The 6,280-nt window shown below is 54.4% G+C and carries 7 protein-coding genes and 1 pseudogene; 4 read left to right on the top strand and 4 right to left on the bottom strand.

The genetic code is table 11. The features are described from left to right. The 4 genes and pseudogenes from DXH47_RS11740 to DXH47_RS11165 form a co-directional block, all read left to right on the top strand. Positions 1–108 (top strand): annotated as a pseudogene (locus tag DXH47_RS11740) (IS30 family transposase); the annotation flags it as partial. Between the two features lie 219 nt (positions 109–327). Next, positions 328–822 (top strand): transcription elongation factor GreA, encoded by a 495-nt coding sequence (gene greA, locus DXH47_RS11155; RefSeq protein WP_129033386.1) that lies wholly within the window; start codon positions 328–330, stop codon positions 820–822. A gap of 28 nt (positions 823–850) precedes the next feature. After that, a complete protein-coding gene (gene hemH / locus DXH47_RS11160) occupies positions 851–1,837 on the top strand; it encodes a ferrochelatase (protein ID WP_129033387.1) in 987 nt (328 codons plus the stop codon). Next, positions 1,800–3,140: an Nramp family divalent metal transporter gene (locus DXH47_RS11165; protein WP_129033388.1), complete on the top strand. Its 1,341-nt coding sequence runs from the start codon at positions 1,800–1,802 to the stop codon at positions 3,138–3,140. Before hemH ends, DXH47_RS11165 begins: the two co-directional genes overlap by 38 nt. Before the next feature lie 159 nt (positions 3,141–3,299). Here DXH47_RS11165 and DXH47_RS11170 read toward each other — a convergent pair whose 3' ends face one another. The 4 genes from DXH47_RS11170 to DXH47_RS11185 all read right to left on the bottom strand — a co-directional run. Then, positions 3,300–3,824 (bottom strand): hypothetical protein, encoded by a 525-nt coding sequence (locus DXH47_RS11170; protein WP_129033389.1) that lies wholly within the window; start codon positions 3,822–3,824, stop codon positions 3,300–3,302. Between the two features lie 41 nt (positions 3,825–3,865). Next, positions 3,866–4,420: a hypothetical protein gene (locus tag DXH47_RS11175; RefSeq protein ID WP_129033390.1), complete on the bottom strand. Its 555-nt coding sequence runs from the start codon at positions 4,418–4,420 to the stop codon at positions 3,866–3,868. A 202-nt stretch (positions 4,421–4,622) separates the two neighbouring features. Then, the gene (locus DXH47_RS11180) at positions 4,623–5,597 is read right to left on the bottom strand and encodes a zinc-binding dehydrogenase (RefSeq protein WP_129033391.1); all 975 of its coding nucleotides are present in this window, start codon (positions 5,595–5,597) and stop codon (positions 4,623–4,625) included. 125 nt (positions 5,598–5,722) lie between these two features. Further along, the coding region (locus DXH47_RS11185; protein ID WP_129033392.1) for an SDR family oxidoreductase at positions 5,723–6,280 on the bottom strand (558 nt) is incomplete at its 5' end.

Raw genomic sequence — 6,280 nt, forward strand, 5'->3', positions numbered from 1 at the left:
CAAGATATCGCGAAGTTTGTCAGGAATTTAAATAATCGCCCCCGTAAGGTCTTAGGCTGGAAGACACCATCTGAAGTTTTCTTCGGTAAAAAGTTACACTTGATTTGACAATTCGTCGCGTTAAAGTGTAAATTCTTAAGGCAATTTAATTGAGAGCAATCAAGTTGTTTGCAGTTGAGCAACTGGCCACCGGTTCACGCAATCTCCCATTTCTTATCCCCAAATTATGCGGTAAACTTAACCTAATCACTGCTAAGTGTTACGCCAAAAAGTAACCGTTTTCAGCATTAGCAGTGGGTAATTCATTCTACAAATGAGGTGTTAGGCATGGCTAACGACCAGAACTTTAACCCCATCACGGCGGCTGGGTACCGCCAAATCGAACAGGAAATCGCCGCCTTGGAGGCGGACCGTCCCCACAAAATCGCCAGCCTGGCGGAAGCGCGATCCCACGGCGACCTCTCCGAAAATGCGGAGTACAGTGCCGCTAAGCGCGACCTCCGCCACCTGGAGAGTCGCTTACGTTTTCTAAATAAAGAGCGGCAATACGCCCGTATCGTCACTCCCAGTGCGACAGATACGGTCGAAATCGGCAAGTGGGTGACCCTCGAGTTTCTTGATGATCACAGCACAGCCACCTATCAAATCGTGGGGGCGCCCGAAGTGGATCTGGCCGCCGGCAAGGCCACCCAAGTCTCACCCCTGGGCCGTGCGGTAATGGACCATCAGGCTGGCGATATCGTCACGGTGGTCGCTCCCGCGGCGAGTTATCAGGTTAAACTCTTGCGGGTGGCTTTGACCGCCCCGGACACCCCTAACTAATGGGTTCTTTGAGGAAGGAAATGCGTTTATGAAGACAGGTTTACTTTTGGTCAACTTGGGGTCCCCGGCGTCCCCCGAAACACCGGCAGTCAAGACCTACTTACGGGAGTTTCTCAGCGATCAAAACGTGATTGAGATGCCCAGATGGTTCTGGCAACCCCTGTTGCGCGGCGTGATCTTGCCCCTACGTTCGTGGCGGTCGGCCACCTTTTATCAGCATTCTTGGACCACCAGTGGCTCGCCGCTAGTGGCCTACACCCAATTGATGGCTAAACGCGTCCAGGACCGGCTTCCGGACTGGGACGTGCGCTACGCTATGACCTATGGCCAACCGCGCATCACCCAGACACTGCAGGAGATGACCCAAGCCGGGTGTGACCATACCGTGGTTTTGCCCTTATTCCCACAATTCACCCAGAGTACGCACCAGACCATCATCGACCGGGCTAAAGCCGCTCTGGTGCCCATCACCATTATCAAGCACTTTTATCAGGAATCGACCTACCAGCAACTCCTGGCTGAAAAAATCAGCGCGGCGTGGGCGGCGGGCGATTACGACGCTTTGGTTTTCAGCTACCACGGCATTCCCCAGGCGATGGTCAACCATGGCGACCCCTACCAGGAACAGTGCAACGCCACGACCGCGGGCGTGATGTCCCGGACGCCCGAGATTCCCCACGACCAGATCACGATGGCCTACCAATCGAAGTTCGGTCCGGCCCCGTGGCTCAAGCCCTATTTTAAAAACGAACTAATGCAACTGGTCGAACTGGGTAAGCGGCGGGTCTTAGTGGTCACCCCGTCGTTCGTGTCGGACTGTTTGGAGACCATCGAAGAAGATAACGTCCAAAACTATCAGACCTTCAAAGCCAGTGGCGGCGACGTCTTTCAACTGGTCCCGCCAATGAACGCCGCCCCGGCCTTCTGTCAATTCTTAGCAGACCTGGCCGTCAAGGCGGATAAAGGAGGTCTTGGCGATGACACAGAACTCGCAAACGCCCAACCAACGACCTAGCCTCGATGAGATCAATCAAAGCGTCCTGGTCCCGAGCGTCTACGAGACCAGTTTCTTCCAGAAATTCTTAGCGTATAGTGGGCCCGGGGCCCTGGTCGCCGTGGGGTACATGGATCCCGGCAACTGGCTGACGTCCTTGGCCGGGGGCAGTCAGTTTCGGTACACCTTACTGGCGGTTCTGTGGTTGTCCATCGTGGTCGCCATGTTCATGCAAACGCTGGCCATCAAGCTGGGCGTCGTCGCCCAACAAGATTTGGCGCAAGCCGTTGCCAGTCGCATCCCCGTGGGTGGGCGGATCACTCTGTGGCTGTTAAACGAACTGGCGATGATGGCCACTGATATGACTGGGGTCATCGGGACCGCCATTGCGTTAAAGCTATTGTTTGGCTTACCACTACTTTACGGCATCTTACTGACCATCTTCGACGTCTTGGTAGTCCTGTTGTTCTTGCGCTTCGGAATTCGTCGCGTCGAGGCCATCGTCGTGTTGGCCATCTTAACGGTCGGCATCATCTTTGGCCTCGAAGTCTTTCGCGCTCACCCTGCCGTGGGCGCCATTGCCCGCGGGCTCATCCCCACGTCACACCTATTGACCAACCATACCGAACTGGTCTTGAGCCTAGGTATTATGGGGGCGACCATCATGCCCCACAACATTTACCTGCATTCGTCGTTGGCACAGAGTCGCCGCTACGACCACAACGACCCCAAACAGGTCAACGAAGCCCTGCGGTTTGCGCGTTGGGACTCCAACGTCCACCTGATTGCAGCCCTCATCATTAACGCCCTCCTTTTGATTCTCGGAGGCACGCTTTTCTGGCACACCACCCAGAACCTCGCCAGCTTACAGGCCGTCTTCTACGAACTGCAAAATCCCGCGACCGTGGGTAAGCTGGCCAGTCCCATCATGGGCTGGTTGTTCGCCTTTGCCCTGCTGATCACTGGGCTGATCTCGTCGATCACCAGCACGTTATCGGGGCAAATCGTGATGGAAGGCTTCCTGCATATCCGGCTTCCGCTCTGGGAACGGCGCCTGTTGACCCGGGCGGTCACCCTGGTGCCGATTCTCATCATTGGTTTTCTGGTCGGTTTCAGCGACGCGGCGTTTGAAGAACTCATCGTCTACGCCCAAATCGCCCTCAGCATCGCGTTGCCCTTGACGCTCTTTCCGTTAGTCCGCTTGACCAGCGATCACGCCTTGATGGGCGCCCACGTCAACTCCCGGCTCACCCAGTGGGTCGGCTACACCTTGGCAGGCATTATCACCGCGCTTAACCTAGAACTCATTGTGTCGTTATTCTAACCAAAAAAGACTAGTCATCTGCAATTTTCAGATGACTAGTCTTTTTATTTGGTGGACTTTAAGTATCCACCGTCGTTGACTGACTGCCAGGACTAATTAGAACTGAATTCCTTAGTCCGGATAGTCTTCGTTCGCCCCCGTGGGGTTGAAGTACTTGGCTTACGCCTTGGTCTTGTAGTAGTGCAACAGGTGGAAGCCACCCGTATCCGCTAACCACACGTTCTTAGAATACAACGACTGCACCTTTTGACCGTGGTAGTATTTGGGCACGATCTTGTAAGATTCCGTGCCAAACGTTCCGTAAGCCGAATCTTTCGGTGAATAATAGGTCCAGCCGATATCGACCAAGTAGCCCTTGCTCATGAACATGCAGGTACTGCCATCATTCCCTTTGTAGGCTTTCTTGAGACTGCGCGATTTGAGGACACTCGACCCCGTCGTCACCTTATTCTTCTTGGTGTAATTGCGGTAAGCCGTTTTATTGGCCGAAATCGTGAACCGGTTATAGTGGCCTTTCTTCCCGTACTTCACATAGTAATACCAGGTGCACTGAAACTTTTGCGGGACCGTCGCCAGGCTCTTCGCGGCTTTGGCTTGTGCGGGTTCCGTTGGCCCCATCACGACCATGGCGCCGCCTAACGTCACGGCGGCCAGTAAGGTCCCTAGAATTTTGACTAATTTCATCATCGATTTCCTCCTAAACTAATTTTTACTGGTCGTGACCTTTAGTTATGTAAGGCACCGGCTGGGTTAAAGTGTTTGGCTTGCGCTTTTGTTTGATAATAGTGGTCCGTGTGGTTGTTATAACTCGTGCTGACCACGGTCAAGACCTTCACTTTCTTGCCGTTATAGGTCTTATGAGTCACCTTGTAGCGGATTGGATCTTGAAATTGGTCCACGTTGACCCACTGATGGATCGTCGTGACTTTCTTCTTGGTGTACGCGTAGCACCAACTTTGCGCTTTCTTAGAATATTTCGGTGACTTCTTGGCCTTCAAAACGTGCAAGGATTGTGTGAACGTCTGGAGCTTATCAGACGTCCCGGTTGGGTCCAGGGCGTTATGAGCAACGAACTTCTTCGCTGAAATCTTGATTCGCTTATAGTAGAACCCATTATGTTCCCCGTACCGGTACCAATTCCCCCGCATTGCCTTCGGGAACGTCTTGATACTGTTGACCTTTGCCTTGGCCTGAGCCGAAGTATCCGGCGTCGCGACGGCCAACGACACACCTAACGTGGTCATAGCTAGCACAGCCCCCGCAATGTTGCCTAATTTCATGACATTTTCCTCCTATCAATAATCACTTGCCACGTTACCGAAGGATTAATCAATCCGGTTAACGTTAATTAATACAACCCGATTAGTATACAAACTTCGCCTGTCATAATTTGTCATTATGGTAAATTAAATTCAAAAAAATTTAGCCGTTGGTCGGTGATTGCCGACCAACGGCTAAAACTCGCGCTATTTGGATAGTTAATTAAGCGTCAAAACGAGCGACCACTTTCCCCACGACTTGGTCGGCTGCTAAATCCTGGAGCCCGGCCACGATGTCACGGCGGTCCAAAACCTGGGTAATCAGCGGTGACACCTGTCCGCCAGCTTCCAGGGCCAACAAGTCGTGCGCCATTTGCCCCAGGTCGGCCACTTGCGCGGCGTTCCCGCTACGGTGTGCCCCGCCCAGGTCCAGATTGCTGACGGTCAGGGCTTGGCTAGCCGGCACCTGAGTCGGTGTGTCCAGCACGCAGACCAGTTGGCCGTTGTAGGCTAACCGGGGCAAGTCGGCGTCCGGATGGCCAATCGTATTCACGACCAAATCCACGCCCTGACCCTGCGTCAAGTCGTGAATACGTTGGGTGACGTTTTCCGTACGGTAGTCGATGAGGGTGTCCGGGTATAATTGCCGCACAAAGTCCTGTTTGGCGGCGGAAACCGTGGTGAATACCCGTTTACCGGCCACCTTAGCCAGTTGGATGGCCATACTGCCGACGCCGCCCGCGCCCGCGTGAATCAACACGGTGTGGACGTTATTCAAGTTGGCCTTGCGAAAGATTGCCTGGTAGGCCGTCAACCCGGCGCACAAACTCCCCGCGGCTTGCGTGAAACTTACGGTATCGGGAATTACCGTGACCGCACTGGCCGTGGCCACCACGGCCTCCGCAAAACTGCCATCAACGGCTAAGTTACCGTGACCGCAGACCCGTTGGCCGACCGCAAATCCCTGGACGTTAGGCCCCACGGCGCGCACGACGCCGGCCACGTCCAGGCCCACCGTGTGCGGATACTGCCACGCGTCAACGCCAGATTCGATCACCTTGTAATCGACCGGGTTCAAGCCGACCGCACGGGTCTGAATCAGGATTTCGCCAGCTTGGGGCGTGGGAACGGGCCGTTCGATCCATTTCAATTGCGTTAATTGCTGGTCACCAGCTTGGGGGACTACGAGTGCTTGCATTTCTAAACCGCTTCCTTTACCGTTTCTTTCAGTTTAGCATAGGATTCCCCAGCCGTAGCACACCAAAAAGTCCCCCACCTGCCAAAGCTGGCAATGTGGAGGACCTTAAAAAATTAACGTTAGGTTTATTGGAACTGCATCCCGCCATCGACGATCAGCGTTTGACCGGTGACGTAGTTAGAATCTTCGCCCGCTAAGAAGGCCACGGAATTGGCCACGTCTTCAGGTTCGGATAACCGTTTCATGGCAATACCGTCGGAGAAGGTGGACATGCCCCATTCATCGCTCTTGCCGGCATTCTTGCCAACTTCGTGGGCGATGTCGTACATCATTGGGGTCTTGACGATGCCGGGAGCAAAGGCGTTGACCGTGATGCCCTCTTCGGCCAGGTCTTGCGCCGTGGTCTGGGTAATCCCCCGAATGGCAAACTTAGTCCCACTGTACAGGGACAAGTTCGGGTTCCCCACGACCCCAGCTTGGGAGGTCGCGTTGATGATCTTTCCCCCATGGCCGAATTGCTTGAAGGCCTGGTGGGCAGCTTGGGTGCCCCAGAGGACCCCGCCGACGTTGACGGAGTAGACCCATTGGAAGTCTTCCGGTGTGATGGTGTCGATGGGCGTGGTCGGCCCTAAGCCGGCGTTGTTGACGATGACGTTGAAGTCCCCCAATTGGTCGCTAGTCGT

Origin of the sequence: Levilactobacillus suantsaii (genome assembly GCF_004115745.1) — a bacterium.
Taxonomy (GTDB): domain Bacteria; phylum Bacillota; class Bacilli; order Lactobacillales; family Lactobacillaceae; genus Levilactobacillus; species Levilactobacillus suantsaii.